Raw genomic sequence first — 15,439 nt, forward strand, 5'->3', positions numbered from 1 at the left:
ATACTGAGAGGCCGGCCCGGATCCGGTCGAAAGGTTGCAGTGGGCACAGTCGCCGCCGCGTCGGCGCTGGCACTGACTGCAATGACCGTGTCCCCCGCGGCCGCTGGTGAAGTGAACCCGGAAGAAGATGCAGAGGCATTTGCCCAGCTGATCAACACCGACCTGATCACAGCTGACCTGCTAGACGTCTCATCCGCTTATCGCAGCTCACCAATCGACGAGGGCAAAGAGGCAGACAATCAGGCGCTCAACCTCGAGGCGCTTCGTGCGTTGGGCGTACAACTGCCAAATATCGGACTCCCCTTGGTAGCACCCGAAGACGGAGCAGGACTGCTTCACATCGGAAATGCCGGAGCCCTGAATTCATATGCGCACGCACCGAGCTACAACTCAGCAACTGCCGGTACCGGCGCGGTCGGCGAGAACGGTGCCATTAATCTCGACCCCGACAATCCTGCCGCTAGCGGAAACGCCAGCGTCGATCTCACCTCGCTGCTTGGTCAAGCCGGAATTGACGGAGTCACAGACGAGATCGTCGATGAGCTCAGCCTGGACCTCGGTGCAATCGCATCGACAGCCGACAGTGATGGCAATGCTTTCAAATCTGAATACGTAGTCGCCGACGGAACACTCACTGTCTCAAGCGACCTCGTAGGAGACCTTGGCACAGAGCTTCAGGATGCAATCACCGGATCAGGCTCCGCAGTTAATGAAGCTGTCGGCGAAGACGGTACGATTGACACGATCGTCAAAGGCCTCACAAACGCGGCCGACCTCGACCTGCTCATCGCCAAAGTCGACCTGAGCGGAGGAACCGCAAAAGTCGATGGCGTCGATACCGCCCTGAAAGATGCGGCCGAGACGCTGATCGCAAAGCCACTTGTCGATGACAACGGGATATTGTCAATCGACCTCGCGAATGGTGACATCAAGATCGATCTTGCCAAGGCCGTAGCGGGAGAAGATGCCACAGATCTCAATGGCTTGGATCCCAATACTCAAGTCTTGAGCTCATCAACTCTCAAGAAGATCACTGAAGCGCTCGAAGAAGCGCTCGGAACAGTCACATCGAAAGCGACCACGGCAGTCACAGACGTCGTGAACAACCTTGAACTCGATATCACAATTCCCGCTAAGCTCACGGTCGGACTACCACCTATAGGGAGCACATCCGACATCACCATCACAGTCAATGGAACATTGGGCCAGTTCGCAGGCACTGCAGACGGCGAGCCCGAGGTAGACGCGTCTGGCGATCTTCTTGGGCTATCGATTGACGCATTGCTCGATCCGCTGACCAACCGACTGGTGCCTCTGCTGCTCACGCCGATCAAGGGTGCCATCGGTCCGATTCTCACTGCAACAACTGACCAATTGTCTGCAGCCCTGGAAGGAGTCACAAGCCCGATCCTTGAGGAGCTTTCGCCTGTCCTGGAGAGACTCAACCAAGTTGTCGACCTCACGGTTAACGAGCAATCTCCGAATCCATCATCAACCGGTGCCAGCGCGCAGTCCTCACTGGATTCGAGCGAAGTCGACGGGGACAACGGACCTGGTTTCACCGTAAACGCAGTCAGTCTAGAACTGTTGCCGGAATTGGCTGGTGGCCCGCTCGCCGACGTCAACCTCGCGTCGTCCTCGGTCCGTGCGACCGCAGACGCACCGGACCCGGGCGACGACGATGCGAACACCAACGCAGCCGCTTCTGCTGCCGCATCGGCGACCGCCGATGACGACGGCAACGAGGCAGCCCAGGCAGCATCACAGGCAGCAGCGCTTGCGGATGCCACGACAACGGCATCTACTGCCGCGGACGCCACTGCTGAGGCCGCAGCTGAAAAGGCCGCAACGGCCGATGCCTCGACAACTGCTTCGAGTGACGCGACCACTGAGACGAACGCTTCGTCGACGGTCGCTTCGCAGGCCGCTGCCGACGCAAATGCTGAAGATAACACCAACGCAGAAGCCTCTGCCGCCGCTGACGCCAACCCCGCAGCTGCTGCTTCTGCCGCATCTACGGCTGATTCTTCGGTAGCCGCCTCGGCAAACGCGGCGGCAGACTCAGACGGTGGCGATGGCTCAGCTGCTAACCAAGATGCCGAAACCACAACTGAGGCTGACGCAAACGTCAACGCTGCAGCTTCGGCCTCCGCATCAGCAACCGCTGATGACGATGGCAATGAGGCGGCCCAGGCCGCGGCCGAAGCCGCAGCACTTGCAGATGCCACAACCACGGAATCCGCCGCAGCTGACGCTTCTGCAGAGTCTGCAGCTGAGTCGGCAGCGACCACGACTGCCAGTTCGGAGACGAGCGCCGACATCTCGTCGGACCCGAATGCCTCGGCACAGCAGGCGGCAAACGCCGCAGCCAACGCCGACAACTCGTCGTCGACGAACGCAGAAGCCTCATCCGCGCAGAATGCGAATGCTTCTGCGGCCTCGAACGCGGCAGCAACCGCCACCTCGTCGTCTGAGGCTTCAGCATCTGCGGCGGCCGATGCCGATGATTCCACGGTCACCGACGCAGAGGCGAACACGACCGCCAACTCGAACGCCTCGGCCTCGGCCGCAGCGTCCGCACAGGCAGACGCCGACACGGATCCCGCCGCTCAGGCAGCCGCTGAAGCCGCGGCAGACGAAGATGCCAACAACACCGCATCTGCAGCAGCCACCGCGAACGCCGAAGCAGCCGCGGAATCCGCTGCGAACGACGAAGCCACCGCACAGGCTTCGACCGACGCGACCTCGGAGACCAACGCCGCCGCTCAGGCTGCCGCTACTGCGACCGCCGACAGCAACGACAACGATTCGGCGAACGCTGACACCACTGCAGCCGCCAACGCCAATGCTTCGGCAGCTGCGTCAGCAGCGTCGAATCCTGATTCGTCGTCTGCGGCGTCGGCGGAAGCCGCTGCGAACGCTGATGGCAGCGATGACGGAGCGAACGCTTCAGCCGATCCGGATGCGAATGCCAATGTGAACGCTGCTGCTTCAGCCTCGGCCTCCACGACCGCGAATGCGGATGATGAGTCGAACGCTGCAGCTCAGGCAGCCGCTCAGGCAGCCGCTGACAACGATGCGAACAACACGGCATCGGCAGCAGCTGACGAGAACGCCGAAGCAGCCGCAGAGTCCGCCGCCAACGAAGAGGCCTCCTCGGAGACCTCAGCAGATGCGACATCGGATCCGAACGCATCGGCGCAGCAGGCAGCCAACGCCGCCGCAAACGCCGATAACACGGATTCGACGAACGCACAGGCGTCATCCGCGGCGAACGCGGATGCGACTGCAGCAGCTGCTGCCGCTTCGACCGCCGACTCCTCCTCGGAGGCTTCGGCAACCGCTGCGGCAGACGGAGCTGAAGCCAGTGCATCCGCCGACGGTGATGAGGCAAACGCTTCAGCCGACGGAGGCGCAGCCAGCGCCTCGGCTGACGGTGACGAGGCAAACGCCAGCGCTTCGAGCGATTCTGAGAAGGCCGCCTCGGCGAATACCTCGGCATCGTCGGACGCAGGTTCGGCAGCGAACGCCGGGTCCGCAGCCAACGCCTCGGCCGGTTCGAGCACGAACGCCTCGGGCAATGCGGGTGGCGACCTGCCGCGGACGGGTGCCGACGGCATCCCGGCCATGGTCGGATTCGCCGCACTGCTCCTCGCCGGCGGTGCAGCAGCGGTGTGGGCAACCCGTCGCTACCGCGCCTCGGCTGGTAAGCACTGAAGCCAGCAGGCACTGATGTGACCCAGCTCAGTTCCTGAGCTGAAACCGCGAACGGCGGGATCGAAGAGAAATCTTCGGTCCCGCCGTTCGACTGTGCTCCCGCCGTTCGTCATTGACTCGTCGGACGCATCCGCCCGACGCCGCCCCGGCGAAGACCTACAACCCGCGCCCAGCCTCCCACGGTTCCTCGGAAGCACCGGTGATCAGGGCGTTGACCGACATGGCCTGCGCATCGGTGAACGAGGCGATATAGTCCACGACCGCCCGCGCCCGGCCCCGCCGCACGATCCCGGCCGCGCCCTCCTCCCCCAGCGCTTGAGGGTCGCGTGCATATAGATCCGAATACTCCTGCGTGGCCGCCTCGACGGAATCAACAAGCCTGCGCGGTATCCGCGTCGCCTCATCCGGGTCGAGCAGCCACTCATGGAATCCCTCGACCAGGGACGCGATGATCCGCGTCTGCCCACGCTGATACACGGCCAGGTCAGAGCGCTCGAGCACGAACCGCGCATGGACGAACTTGAGCACCACGACATCGTGCCAAGCCTCCTGGCTCAGTCGCACGTGACCGCTGCGGATATGCGGATCCGGGTCGACGACGATCGAGGCCTGCAAGCGGTCGATCCACCGCCGAGTGAACCCGGTGACCGCCCGATCCGCCTCCAGTCCCCCGTCGTAGGGAACGCCGAGCAGCCCCTCGACGAGATCCCGGTTGATCCGCTCCACCGACTCCCGGAACGCCTCCTCCGAGGCGATCCACGGATCCTTCTCCCCGATGTGTCGCCGGATCGCCTCGAGCGCATGGCCCGGCCGCCGCCGATCCAGCTCCGCAGATTCCAGGGCCGCCAACTCCCGATGATCGCGCAGCCACCGCCCGAGTTCGGCGGACACAGCCGTGTACTGCAGCACGTTCGACCGGTAGAAATCGTCCAGGTCGTGCACCGCATACGCGATATCGTCGGCGACGTCCATGACCGCGCACTCGAGCGTCTGCTGATACTTTGCGATCGCCGGGAACGCCGAGAGCACGTCGGCCATCTCCTCGACCTCGGTGGCATAGGCGGAGAACTTCATCGCTCCCTCGCTGACATCATCACCGACCCCGCGCGGCATCCTGGCCGCCGACGACGCCCGATCGCCGGTCCATTCCCCGCGCTCCCACGGGTATTTGAGCACCGCGGCCCGAATGGCTCGGGTGAGGTTGAGACCGCGCGCGGTGGCCTCGCAGCTGTCGAGGGCGGTGAGGATCCGAAACGTCTGCGCGTTGCCTTCGAATCCGTCGTCGAGGCGCAGCACCTGCCGCGACACCCGGTCGAGTTCCTTCTCGCCGAGGTGGCCGAACGGCGGGTGGCCCAGATCGTGGGCGGCCGCGGCCGCCTGGACGACGACAGGATCGCACCCGCCGAGGCGGATGACCGTGTCCCGGGTCGCCTCGTCCGCGTTGTTCAACGTGATCGCGATCGACCGGGCCACCGCGGAGACCTTGAGCGAGTGCGTCAGCCGGTTGTGGATGACCGTGCCGGACCCGGCCTGCGGGATGACCTGGGTGACCGAGGCCAGGCGGGAGAAGAACGGGGAGAACCGGATCCGTTCGATATCGACGCGGAACTCGTCCTCTCCGGGGCGGGCCTCCTCGGCGACATTGCGATCGCGACCTCCGGTGGTGTGAAATCTCTGTCGTTCCATGAACTCAGACTACCGATACCAGCCCCCACCCATCCTTATTGCTACCTGACGGGGGCCCAGCAACCTGGCGCGAGGTTGCTGGGCCCCCGTCAGGTAGCAAGGGGAGTCGTTGAGACTCGTGTCACAGTGACGTATGGTCGGAATACCTATAGGAGGTGGTCACGATGACCGGAGTCAATGAGGATTTCTACCAGCCAGCGACCCGACCTGGCGACATCATCGAAGTCGAGGACGAAGAGACCGGTGAGATGGTCAAGCATGTGATCTACCTCGACGAGTTCGGAAACGGCACGAAGACGCGACCGTTGAGCGAGGAAGAACTCAAGGACCTCGACGAGGCTTCCGAGGACTGACCTCGAACCAGCGCTCACTCAGCGCAGCTGCCACCGCGGACACCGGATCACCGGTGTCCGCGGTCGTGAATGAGGGGTCCTGCTGCACCGCGTGATGGAGCAGCTCGACGAGCCGTCATCAGTCATCCGAGGTCAGACCCATGCGCGCGAACAGTCGCGCGGCGGTGGCGCGATAGCTCTGTTCGACTACCTGCCCGAGCTCTGGATCCCCGCCCAGCAGGGATTCCGCGAGGCCTTTGGCCTGTGCGAAGGCGATGTGGGCCGGCAGCGGCGGCGTGTTGCGGTCGCAGCGGACGTCGAGGACGACCGGCCGGTCGGCGGCGAATGCTTGGTCGAAGGCCGCGTCGATGTCCTCCGGATCGTCGACGGTGATGCCTCTGAGTCCGAGCAGCTCCGCGTAGCCCGCGTAGTCCATCGACTCGACCAGCTGGGCCGTGTCCCACCTCGGGTCACCGGCCTCCCGCATCTCCCAGGACACCTGGTTGAGGTCGCCGTTGTTGATGACGAGGACGACGAAGGTGGAGTTCGACCATTCCCGCCAGTGACGTTTGACGGTGAGCAGACCGTTCATACCCATCATCTGGAAGGCTCCGTCGCCGATGGTGCACACCACCGGACGATCGGGATGCGCGAACTTGCCGGCCAGCGCATAGGGCATCGCGGCGAGCATCGAGGCCATCCGACCCGAGAGGCTGCCCATTTGGTTCGGCCCCAGTTCGATATGGAAGCCGTACCAGTCGGCCGTGCTCCCGGCGTCGCAGGTGATGATCGCGTTCTCGGGCAGACGTTCGTTGAGGGAGACGAAGACCCGGCGGGGGTTGATCGGATCGGCTTCGGTCTGCGCGACCCGCGTGTTCTCCTTCGTCCACGCCCGGTTCTCCTCGGCGATCTTCTCCTGCCACTCGGTCGCGTGCTGGGTCAGATGCGGCTGCAGGGCCGCCAGAGTGGTCTTCGCATCACCCCACAGGTTGACCTCGGTGGGGTAGCGCAGGCCCAGGTGACGTGGTGACAGGTCGATCTGCACGGCCCGGGCCTGCCCGGTCGGCGGCATGAACTCGCCGTAGGGGTAGTTCGTGCCGACCATGAGCAGGGTGTCGCATTTCTGCATCATGTCGTAGCTCGGCCGCGATCCCAGCAGACCCAGCTGCTGGGTGTGGTAGCCGATGTCCCCCGGCACGACCTGTTTGCCCAGGAGGGTGGTGATGACACCGGCACCGAGGCGCTCGGCGACGCTGATGACCTCATCGGTCGCTCCGATCGCTCCCTGTCCGACGAGCATGGCGACCTTCTGGCCGCTGTTGAGGACCTCCGCCGCACGGGTTAGCGCATCGTCATCGGGCCGCAGCCGATCCTCGGCGTGGCCGATGCCCGTGCGGGAGACGAAATGCTCGGCTGTGGGCTCTTCCATGTCCATCGTCTGTACGTCGGCGGGGAGGACCACGACAGCCGGTCCGCGATAGGCCTTGGCCATGCGTACGGCCTTGTCGACGACGAGCTGGGCGTGCATCGGGGTGGTCACGGTCTGCACGAACACCGCCGCGTCGGCGAAGAGGCGTTCGAGGTTGATCTCCTGTTGGAATTCGGAGTTCAGCGACACCCTCGCCTGTTGGCCGACGATGGCGACGACTGGCGCGTTGTCGCCCCTGGCGTCGTAGAGGCCGTTCATGAGGTGGATGGCTCCGGGGCCTGAAGTCGAGACGCACACGCCCACGTTCCCGGTGAACTTCGCGTGGGCGGTGGCCATGAACGCGGCCTCCTCTTCATGGGTGGGGCGCACATAGGTGAAGTCCTTGCCCTCGTCCTGAGCTCGGCCCATGGCCCCGTCGAAACCGCCGATGCCGTCGCCGGGGTATCCGTACCACCGGCGCAGGCCCCAGGCGATGAGTCGATCGATGATGAAGTCGCTCACGGACGTCGCCATGGCACTCTCCTCAGATGTCTCGAGTCGCAGATGTGATGCGGTCGTCGCGGTGCGCCGACCTAGCCCTCCAGGCTTGCCCTCGATATGGCTGCTGTCAAGACCCCGGGCCCTTGGCATCAACGCCTCACCGAACACCCCCGCGACCTCCTTGCGAGGCTCGGGAAGACCCGTCCGCGGGCGCGGGACGCTCCCCGATCCGAGGGGGCTTACCAGATCCGCAGGCAGTGGCTAACGTGAATGGATGAGCACATCACGACTGCAATCGTTCAGTCTCGGGGCAGCGACAGCCGTGGCTGCCGGACTCGCGGCAATCGGGTCGCGCAAGGTGGCGACGTGGGCCAAGATCGGCAAGGGGCATCCGCTCAAGCATCGGCTGCTCGACGTGTCATCGCAGGCCCTGCAGACGAAGTATCCGCTCGAGGCCATGAGCACCTATCTCGACGGCCTGCACATGTACGCAGATGACATGGGTCGGCAGGTCGAAGCGGCACACTTCTGCATTCACCTGCGCCATGACCTGCACCAGTGCGTCATCTTCGATCGCAATGAACCCGACGCCCGACTCATCGGCATCGAGTACATCATCAGTGCAGAACGGTTCGACGCACTGCCCGCCGAAGAGAAGCGACTGTGGCACAGCCACCACTATGAGGTGAAATCGGGCATTCTCACGGCTCCCGGCGTGCCCGAGCTCGCCGAGCGCTCCTACTTCGAGGACCTCGTCTCCACCTATGGGAAGACCTTCCATACTTGGCAGTACGACCGCGACGACTTCCCCTTCGGGATTCCCCAGCTGATGATGGGCTTCACCGACGACGGTCAGGCCCAGGCAGAGCTGCTCAGCGACCGAGACGCCCGCGTGGGCGTGTCCACACAGGAGAGGCGCGCGCACCGCGAGAACATCCCGATGCCGCATGTCGCCGCTGAGGCGAACGCGTGGGAGAGCGGACACACCGTGCAGACGACGTTGCGTGACGTTCCTCTGCGGAGAGACTGAGGCGGGTCCAGCACAGGTCTGCCGATCCCGCACGGGCACCCGATTCCGTCGACGCACAGCGTGGTCTCGGAATCGACCTCACCACGACGCTCGGACGGTTTCGGTGGGGCCGTCGACTTCGGTGAACCCGGCATCGACGACGGGGACTTGCTGCTCGTTCGCCACCCACGCGTCCTTCGTCGCAGTCTGCACGCGCAGACTGAATCCGGACTCACGCCAGCGGTTCCGCACATCGTCGGGCATCTGTTCGAACGCCAGCTGCGCGGCGTGACCGCATTGGGCGGCGGCCTTCCCGGTCGTCAGCGTGAGCTCCGGTGAGAGGTCGATCGTCACGACCGCCTCGGCGGCGGGAACCGTCGATTCGCCCTCATGCGGGAACTCGGTGCCGCCGACTTGCAGCTTCTTCAGCTCGGGCGGCAATGGTTCGACGGGGCCGGGTGCGAAGACGAGTGCCTCGGCGGGGGCGAATTCTTCGGTGCCGCCGAAGGTCACGCTCACACACCCGAGGGCACGGGCGTCGTCGAGTTTCTTCCCAGCACCGCGGCGAACGACCTTGCGGATGGCTCCGTCGCGCCAGTACTCGACGGCATCGTGCCACTCACCGCCCTCCTGGGCACGCGGGTCGTCGAGGAACGCCACAACGGCTCGCGCGGTGGCTTCGAGGACGTCGATGTGGCGGGCGATGGCGGTCTTCGACCGACGCACGACGATCGGCAGTGACCATGGGATTTCATGGTCGGTTTCGTGTCGGCGCATGTGCTCGGTCATAGAGCCGATCCTAGCTGTGCGTCATCGAGTCCTGCACTGACGGCCGTCTGCGGCGCCGAAGCCGCTGTGCCCCCGGCGCCGCAGTGGCGAACGCGCTGACGCACCCTCATCGGGTTATCAGCCTCGGCCGGGGTGCAGCAGAACCTTCGAATAGCCTTCGTCGCGTTTGTCGAATTTCGCGTATGCATCCGGAGCGTCGGACAGCGGCAGCTCCTGAGAGACGACGAAGCCCGGCTGCGCCCGTCCTGCGATGATGAGGTCGCGCAGCTGATGTGCATACCGCTTGGCATCGGCCTGTCCGGTGCCGATCGACTGCCCTTTCTCAAACAGCCGGCCGATCCTGACCAGCAGCTCCCCCTTTGCCGAATGTTCGTCAGGAGCTCCCGGATCGGAGGGCAAGTACAGACCGACGACGCCGATGCCACCGGTGTGACGGACCGTGCCGACGAGCTGGTTGAGCACTGCGGCCGGTTGCTCCTCGCCGTCGGCCGCCGTCGCCTGATAGCCCACGGCGTCGATTCCGCGATCAACGCCGTAGTCGCCGAGAGCCTCGGTGATCTGTTCGACCGGGTCACCGTCGTCGAAGTTGATCGGCTCAGCTCCGATGCTCTTGACGAGGTCCAGGCGGCTGGACACGTGATCGACCGAGAAGACCCGGCTCGCCCCCTTGAGAAAGGCAGAGTATGCGGCCATCATGCCCACCGGTCCGGCACCGTAGACGGCCACCGTCTCGCCGGGCCGCACTCCCGCCAGTTCAGTCGCATGATAGCCGGTGGGGAAGATGTCGGCGAGCAGTGAGAATTCCTTCTCGTGCTCGTCTCCGGGCGGCAGCGGCACACAGTTGTAATCTGCGAACGGCACGCGCAGGTATTCGGCCTGACCGCCGCCGTAGGGTCCCATGCCGACGTAGCCGTAGGCACCACCGGCGGTTCCCGGCTCGTTGACCGTCAGACAGAACGCCGACTTGCCGGCACGGCAGTTGTCGCAGAACCCGCAGGCCACGTTGAAGGGCAGAACGACGCGGTCGCCCTTCTTCACTGTGGACACACCCGAGCCGACCTCCTCGACGATGCCCATGTTCTCATGCCCGAAAGTGATTCCCGGTCGGGCATCCGTGCGCCCTTCGTACATATGCAGATCCGAACCGCAGATCGCTGCGGTGGTGATGCGCACGAGCACATCTGTCGGATCCTGGATCGTCGCATCTTCGACTTCTTCGACCGCGACCTCGTGCGGCCCTTTGTAGACGACTGCCTTCATCGGATATTCACCTCCGTGGCCGCCTCAGCGACGGCCTCGTCGTTGTCGACGGTTGGTCCGCTCACCCCTGCGGCCACGGCGGCCGCGTCATCGGGAAGTGCGAACGGAATACCGCCTGAAGGCCATTGTGGACCTGCCTGCCGATCGGACGGAAGCCCCCCTCAGCCGGCTGCCCGAGCAGCCGGTCCTCGACCACCGCGAAGGTTTCTGCGGGTATGGTGGAATCAGCAGTGAGGCGCACGCTGCGGCAGGGGCAGTCGTCGACACGAGCACTGTGTACGACTCGCCTGCTCTGGACAGTCGAGAGAGTTGAAGTCGTGACGGAGGAGTCTATGAAACTCGTCGGGGAGGCATCTGCTGGAGCGACATGCACTGCGATTCCCGCAGACATCCTCACCGGAATGTCTGACCAGATGCGGGCCGTGCTCGAACTCCAGTCCGCCCGCGCCGCGGACTGTGCCCAGGCAGGACTGCGGGCGGTGAAGGACGACATGGATCCCGAAACGGCACGCCTGACAGCGAACCGTGCCGAATACTGCGCCGAACGCTCCTACTGGAACGAAGGCGGCCCGACGATGGCCCGCACTGATGACGGGCATATCCGCGCCGCCGAAGTCGACGTTCCGATCCGCATCCACCGGCCCCTCGCCGAGGCGGTCCTGCCCGGGATCGTGTTCCTCCACGGAGGCGGGTTCACCGTCGGCAACCTCGACACCCATGACCGCATCATGCGGGTGCTCGCCGAGGCGAGCGGAAGCGCCGTCATCGGAGTGGACTATTCGCTGTCCCCCGAAGCGAAGTTCCCGCAGGCACTCCACGAATGCGCGGGCATCGTCGACCACCTGGCCGCACACGGCGTGGACTTCGGCGTCGACGGTGCCCGATTGGCCGTCGCCGGCGACTCGGCCGGGGCCGGACTGACGCTGGGCACCGCTCTGCTGTTGCGCGACGACCCCACCGCCGCCGGGGCACGATCGTCGGCATTCTCCTCGCTGCGCGCTCTCATCTCGGTCTACGGCAGTCACGGACTGGTCGACTCCGCCAGCCGAAGGCTCTTCGGCGGGGAGTGGGACGGCATGGGCGCCAACGATCTCAACAACTTCAGGGACGACTACTTCGCCGTCCCCGAGGACGAGCAGTCGCCGTTCGCGTCCCATCTCACAGCTGACCTGTCCGGTCTGCCGCCGGTGTTCGTCGCCGGCGCCGGGCTCGACCCGCTGCGCGATGACAGCCGCGCCTTGGCTCGGTCACTGGCACGGGCGGGCAACGATGTCGAGTTCGAGGAGTACCCGAATGTGCTCCACTCTTTCCTCCACTTCGGCCGCCTCGTCGATGAAACCGACAAGGCGCTGGCCAGCGCTGCCGACTTCGCAGCCGACCGTATCCGTCGATGAATACAGAGCTGAGAGGACACGTTCAGCGGCCCGGGACCTGATTTCTCAACCCCGGGCGGCTCTGACTGCAGGCAGCTGTGCGCCGACGACTGTCTCCATTCGACGGACCGGCTCTCTACGGAAGTCGCAACCGCTCGTCTGCGGCACCGTCGGACTGCCGCTGCCGCTCGCGTTCGATCTCAGCGTCGAACTCGGCACCGAGGAGCAGCGAGAGGTTGACCATCCATATCCAGGCGAGCCCGACGATCACTCCCCCGATCGACCCATAGGTGACGTTGTAGCTGCTGAAGTTGTTGATATAGAGAACGAAGCAGGCCGACACGGCAAGCAGCACGAGCAGAGCGACGAACGCACCGAGGCTGACCCAGCGGAACGTCGGCTGCCTGACGTTCGGGGTCACATAGTAGAGCAGAGCGATGAGCAGTATGACGAAGAAGACGAAGACCGGCCATCTGACCACGTTCCAGATCAGCAGGGCAGTCGCGCCCATTCCGATGAGCTCGCCGAGCGTCTCGGCGATGGGCCCGGACAGCACGAGCAGCAGCCCCAGAGCGGCCAGCACGAGAAGCGTGACCACGGTCATCAGCAGCATGAGCGGCTTGAACTTCCAATAGGGACGGGTCTCCTCGACCCGGTAGACGGCGTTCAGGGCACGACCGAACGCTCCGACGTATTTCGACGACGACCAGATCGCCAGCAGCAGGCTGCCGATGAGGGTGGCTCCCGCCGACGACGACTCGGTGAGCTCGACGATGAACGGCCGGATCGCCGAGGCTGCCTCGGCCGAGACTCCGTGGACCAACGAAAGCACCGCCTTCGTGGTCGACTCGGCTTCCCCGACCACGCCGAGCAGCGAGACCAAGGCGAGGATGGCCGGTGCCGCAGAGAGGAGAACGTAGAAGCCCAGTCCGGCAGCTCTGTCGAGGCACTCGTCTTCGAGCAGACGTCCAAGAGCGCCCTTGACGATCCGGACTCGATTCAGCCGTGGCGTGGTCCGGCTCATTGCATTCCCACTCTGTAGTCCTTGGCCGCATGGATCATCGAGTTGAGAGTCGCGATGACCGGCACGGAGAAGAAGGCTCCGGCGATGCCGGCGACCGCTGCTCCCGCTGTCACCCCGAGGATCACCGCCAAGGGGTGGATCTTCACTGTGGGTCCTGTCAGCCAGGGCTGCAGGACATGGCTTTCGAGCTGCTGTACGACGATGACGATCCCGAGCATGATCAGGCCGTGGACCCAGCCGTTGAAGAGCAGCGCCAAGCCTACCGCGACTGCGCCGCCCACGATTGCTCCGACGAACGGCACGAAGGCACCGAGGAAGACCACCAGGGCGATCGGCACCGCCAATGGGACCCCGAGGATCAGTGCGCCCACTCCGATCCCGATCGCGTCGCTGGCCGCGACGACGAGCTGGATCCGAATGAAGTTCGTCAGCGTCTTCCACCCGGCCTCGCCGGCCGCCCAGATCCGCGCATGCGCCTTCTTCGGCCAGATGTTGACGACCCAGGTCCAGATGCCCCGTCCGTCGATGAGCGCGAAGAGGGTGACGAACAGGATGATGAGAGCGCCTTCGATGATATGAGCCGCCGTCGTGCCCACTTCGGCGGCGCCGGAGCCGAGACCTTCTGCATTGTCCTGCAGCCACTTCCCCGAGGAATCGACGAAATCATTGAGTTTGGCTTCGGTGATTCCGAACGGCTGCATGGCCAAGAACTGCTTCGCCGCGTCCAGGGTTGTCGCCACCTGCTTCTGGATCTCAGGTATCTCACCTCTGATCTGAACGGTGATGAGGAGGGTGAGTCCGGCCAGCAGGCCGAGAACGGCGACCCAGACGGTCACCACCGCCAGCCATTTCGGCCACCGATGCCGCTGCAGGAACGACGACAAGGGCACCAAGAGGGCAGAGAGGACGAGGCCGGCCAGGAACGGGATGACTATCTGAGCGACCTGCAGGGCAACGAAGATCGCAACTGTGATCCCTGCGATGATCACCAGCAGGTATCCGGTGAAGCGGGCACCGAGTTTGAGCCCCTCGGGAATCGGGTCATCGCGATTCGGAGTCGCGTTCGGCGAACCTTCAGTCATGGCCCAACACTAATGCCGCGAGGCACTCAGTGGGTGGGTCGTTTCCTTCGGCCCCGTTCCCTTCTGCAACGGTTCCGGTCAGCGGCCTCCGAGAGAAATCCGAAGAATCACTCAAACTGAATCACTACGGTGTCCCGATGACCAGATTGCGACGTTGGCCCTACACCTTCGCCATGGCGCTCGCCCTCCTCGTCGGAGCGGCCGCCGTGGTCTCGTCCCTCTACCTCGACCTCCCGCTGCGGGACCCCGACGGATTCCTCGGCCCCTCATACATCCGCCTGCCCCTGCTGGTTCTCGGATTCATCGGCGGCGGGCTGCTCGTGGAAGCCGTGAGGCGACACGGGTGGCGGAACCTGCCGACGTCTGTCGTCGACATCGCCAAGAAGGAATGGAACGCCCACCGTCTGCTGTGCATCGGTGCGGGGCTGCTGAGCTTCTACGTCTGCTACGTCGCCTACCGCAACCTCAAGAGCGTGCTGCCGGTGTTCCGCGAAGGCACCCTCTTCGATCAGCAGCTGTTCCGCCTCGACCAGTGGCTCATGGGCGGCAGCACTCCGGCGGTGGTCCTGCACGAACTCCTCGGCACCGGCATGGCGGCGAATCTGCTGTCGATCGCCTATCTCGCCTATCTTCCGCTCATCCCGATCAGCCTCGGCGCGGTCCTCGTGCTCAATCGCAGACACGCCGTCGGTGCCTGGTATACGACGATGCTCAGCCTCAACTGGGTGCTCGGCACCATCAGCTACTATCTCCTGCCGTCGGTCGGTCCGGTGTTCAGCCATCCTGACGCCTTCCGGGCGCTGCCCGACACCGGAGTCCGTCAGCTCCAGGAATCCCTCATCGACACGCGACTCGACTATCTCAGCAACCCGGTCGGCAGCGACTCCATCCAAGGTGTCGCCGCGTTCGCATCGCTTCACGTCTCCGTCACCTTCGCCGCCGCACTGTTCATGACGCTGACGAAACAGAACCGCGCCGTCCGAGCGATCACCTGGATCTTCTTCGCAGTGACGGTCGTGGCCACCATCTATTTCGGATGGCATTACCTCCTCGACGACATTGCGGGCATCGGCATCGGCGGGGCGTCGGTGGCACTCTCCGCATGGGTGACCGGGCACCGCAGAGCACGCCGACGGCCGGTCGACGCAGTCTCCGAACCTGTTTCCGTACCCGCCGCGAAGCCCGCGGATTCTGTCTCACACACCGCCGGGGCTATACTGTAATCACCTGCGAACCCGTTTTTCGGGTTCCCTGCGTC

Annotated in this window: 11 protein-coding genes; 5 read left to right on the forward strand and 6 right to left on the reverse strand. The window is 64.6% G+C overall.

From position 1 onward, the window contains the following. Positions 1-39 precede the first annotated feature (39 nt). Positions 40-3,717, forward strand: a complete 3,678-nt coding sequence (locus tag HF684_RS14365) for a choice-of-anchor G family protein (RefSeq protein ID WP_169253017.1) — start codon at positions 40-42, stop codon at positions 3,715-3,717. A gap of 156 nt (positions 3,718-3,873) precedes the next feature. On the opposite strand, the gene dgt is transcribed toward HF684_RS14365, so the two are convergent. Beyond that, complete coding sequence (gene dgt / locus HF684_RS14370; protein ID WP_169253018.1) at positions 3,874-5,403, reverse strand: dGTP triphosphohydrolase; 1,530 nt, start codon at positions 5,401-5,403, stop codon at positions 3,874-3,876. A gap of 164 nt (positions 5,404-5,567) precedes the next feature. On the opposite strand from dgt, the gene HF684_RS14375 reads away from it, so the two are divergent. Beyond that, a complete protein-coding gene (locus HF684_RS14375; RefSeq protein WP_169253019.1) occupies positions 5,568-5,756 on the forward strand; it encodes a hypothetical protein in 189 nt (62 codons plus the stop codon). A gap of 118 nt (positions 5,757-5,874) precedes the next feature. Here HF684_RS14375 and HF684_RS14380 read toward each other — a convergent pair whose 3' ends face one another. Then, a complete protein-coding gene (locus tag HF684_RS14380) occupies positions 5,875-7,677 on the reverse strand; it encodes a thiamine pyrophosphate-requiring protein (RefSeq protein ID WP_169253020.1) in 1,803 nt (600 codons plus the stop codon). Positions 7,678-7,918: 241 nt separating this feature from the next. On the opposite strand from HF684_RS14380, the gene HF684_RS14385 reads away from it, so the two are divergent. Then, positions 7,919-8,674, forward strand: a complete 756-nt coding sequence (locus HF684_RS14385) for an OBAP family protein (RefSeq protein WP_169253021.1) — start codon at positions 7,919-7,921, stop codon at positions 8,672-8,674. Positions 8,675-8,752: 78 nt separating this feature from the next. On the opposite strand, the gene HF684_RS14390 is transcribed toward HF684_RS14385, so the two are convergent. After that, positions 8,753-9,442, reverse strand: a complete 690-nt coding sequence (locus tag HF684_RS14390; RefSeq protein ID WP_211168004.1) for a peptidyl-tRNA hydrolase — start codon at positions 9,440-9,442, stop codon at positions 8,753-8,755. A 117-nt stretch (positions 9,443-9,559) separates the two neighbouring features. Next, complete coding sequence (locus HF684_RS14395) at positions 9,560-10,702, reverse strand: glutathione-independent formaldehyde dehydrogenase (RefSeq protein WP_169253022.1); 1,143 nt, start codon at positions 10,700-10,702, stop codon at positions 9,560-9,562. A 332-nt stretch (positions 10,703-11,034) separates the two neighbouring features. On the opposite strand from HF684_RS14395, the gene HF684_RS14400 reads away from it, so the two are divergent. Continuing rightward, positions 11,035-12,096: an alpha/beta hydrolase fold domain-containing protein gene (locus HF684_RS14400; protein WP_248278959.1), complete on the forward strand. Its 1,062-nt coding sequence runs from the start codon at positions 11,035-11,037 to the stop codon at positions 12,094-12,096. 115 nt (positions 12,097-12,211) lie between these two features. Here HF684_RS14400 and HF684_RS14405 read toward each other — a convergent pair whose 3' ends face one another. Together HF684_RS14405 and HF684_RS14410 are read right to left on the reverse strand one after the other, a co-directional pair. Further along, the gene (locus HF684_RS14405; protein ID WP_169253023.1) at positions 12,212-13,099 is read right to left on the reverse strand and encodes a YihY/virulence factor BrkB family protein; all 888 of its coding nucleotides are present in this window, start codon (positions 13,097-13,099) and stop codon (positions 12,212-12,214) included. Next, complete coding sequence (locus HF684_RS14410) at positions 13,096-14,181, reverse strand: AI-2E family transporter (RefSeq protein WP_169253024.1); 1,086 nt, start codon at positions 14,179-14,181, stop codon at positions 13,096-13,098. The genes HF684_RS14405 and HF684_RS14410 overlap by 4 nt, the downstream gene beginning before the upstream one ends. 137 nt (positions 14,182-14,318) lie before the next feature. On the opposite strand from HF684_RS14410, the gene HF684_RS14415 reads away from it, so the two are divergent. Beyond that, a complete protein-coding gene (locus HF684_RS14415) occupies positions 14,319-15,404 on the forward strand; it encodes a phosphatase PAP2 family protein (protein ID WP_248278960.1) in 1,086 nt (361 codons plus the stop codon). Positions 15,405-15,439 lie beyond the last annotated feature (35 nt).

The sequence above is a fragment of the Brevibacterium sp. 'Marine' genome (assembly GCF_012844365.1).
Lineage (GTDB): Bacteria > Actinomycetota > Actinomycetes > Actinomycetales > Brevibacteriaceae > Brevibacterium.